At 57.7% G+C, this 1723-nt stretch carries 3 protein-coding genes; all 3 read right to left on the bottom strand.

The genetic code is table 11. The features are described 5' to 3' along the window. The coding region (locus RIN56_20605) for a tetrahydrofolate dehydrogenase/cyclohydrolase catalytic domain-containing protein (protein ID MDR7869195.1) at nucleotides 1-584 on the bottom strand (584 nt) is incomplete at its 3' end. An 84-nt stretch (nucleotides 585-668) separates the two neighbouring features. Continuing rightward, a complete protein-coding gene (locus tag RIN56_20600) occupies nucleotides 669-1442 on the bottom strand; it encodes an IclR family transcriptional regulator (protein MDR7869194.1) in 774 nt (257 codons plus the stop codon). Between the two features lie 26 nt (nucleotides 1443-1468). Next, on the bottom strand, nucleotides 1469-1723 hold a 255-nt coding region (locus RIN56_20595; GenBank protein ID MDR7869193.1), incomplete at its 5' end, for a 3-methyl-2-oxobutanoate hydroxymethyltransferase.

The raw sequence follows: 1723 nt of genomic DNA, 5'->3' as shown, positions 1-1723 counted from the left end.
AGGTCGGCGGTGCGGGAGTGGCAGACGGTAACGGTGGCGTTCCTGGCCAGCAGCAGGCTGGCCATCGGTTTGCCGACAATATTGCTGCGGCCGATGATGACGGCCCGCTTGCCGTCGATGGGTATGCCCTCAAGCTCCAGCATCTTGATGACGCCGTGGGGCGTGCAGGGGACGAGGGCCTCGCGGCCGATGGTGAGGTTGCCGACGTTGAGGGGGTGGAACCCGTCGACATCCTTGTCCGGCCGGATGCGGTCAAGCACCTTTTCGGTATTGATGTGCTTCGGCAGGGGCAGCTGGACGAGGATGCCGTGGACGGCCGGGTCGGCGTTGAGGCCGTCGATGACCGACAGCAGCTCTTCTTCACCCGTATCGCCGGCCAGCCTGATAACCTCCGAGTAAATTCCGCATTCCTCGCACGCCTTGTGCTTGCGGCCTACATAAACTTTGGACGCCGGATCTTCGCCGGCGATAACCACCGCCAGGCCGGGCGCAACGCCGAAACGGCCTCTTAGGGAAGCCACACCGGCGACAACCTCTTCCCGGATTAAGCCCGCGAATAAGTTGCCATCAAGTATCCTCGCCATCGATAATCTCCTTCTGATAATTTTTGTTGGTTCGCGTGATACGAACGCCGTTCGCAGATAGCGTCAAAAAAGAACGCTCTATGTTTAGCGGCATGCACCCTGCAAGTACCCAAGCTTGCCGGATAACTCGCAGGTATACGCCGTCAGGGTTCCGGCAATTTCCTCGATTACCCGGTCGGTCATCCTGATGGCCGGTCCGGCGACACTGATGGCGGCTACAGGTTTATCGAAGCTGTCGAAAACGGGCGCCGCCACACAGATCAGGCCCACCTCCAACTCCTCGCGGTCGACCGCGAAACCCTTCGCCTTGATACCGGCGAGCTCTTGGCTTAGAGTATCCATATTGCCGACGGTGAAAGGGGTCAGCTTTACAAAATTCATTTTGTCTGTTATCGCTTTTCGGTCGCTTTCCCCAAGGTGGGCGAGGATGGCCTTGCCCACGCCGGTGCAATAGAGAGGCTGTCTTTCGCCCACCTTCGAACATATCCTCATCGAGTGCGGGCTCTCGATCTTATGGATATACAGGATGCTGCACTGGTCGGGGATAACCAGGTGGACCGTTTCGCGGTAAGCTGCGACCAGCTTCTCCATATAGGGCTTGCAGAGACTGAGCAAATCCGCTTTCACCCTTGTCCCGAGACGAAAAAGCTCGGCGCCCAATCGGTAGCGACCAGTGCAGCTGTCCTGTTCCAAAAAACCGTTACACTCTAAGGTGGATACGATCCCGAAGACCGTACTCTTGGCCAACCCGAGCTGTTTGGCGATATCGGTTATCCCGAGGTCCGCTTCATTATCGAAACATCGCAGAACCTGGATGCTTCTGCTGATTGTCTGCAGGTTGACCTTGGCCTTTTTCATGTCGGTCGCCTCGTCAGTTTTGGCCGTTATTTCTGCTCGGCCAGAATCTTGGCCAGCGCGGCGATTTCCTCTTCCGGCATCTTGTACGTATGCTCGGCGTCCACCGGGAATTGGCCTGCCCGCACTTCTTTGACGTATTCGGCAAACGCGCCGGTGAGCACTTCGCCGACATTGGCGTATTTCTTGACGAATTTCGGGGTGAAATTATCGTACATGCCGACCATATCGGCGTAGATGAGCAGTTGGCCGTGCGTGCCCGAGCCGGCCCCGATGCCGAGGAT

The organism is Sporomusaceae bacterium, from assembly GCA_031460455.1.
GTDB lineage: Bacteria > Bacillota > Negativicutes > Sporomusales > UBA7701 > Anaeroselena.
This window is presented reverse-complemented; position numbering and strand designations above follow the sequence as displayed.

Excerpts from the sequence above, each read along its gene's own strand:
- RIN56_20600 (MDR7869194.1), bottom strand. The coding sequence starts at position 1,442 with ATGAAAAAGGCCAAGGTCAACCTGCAGACAATCAGCAGAAGCATCCAG.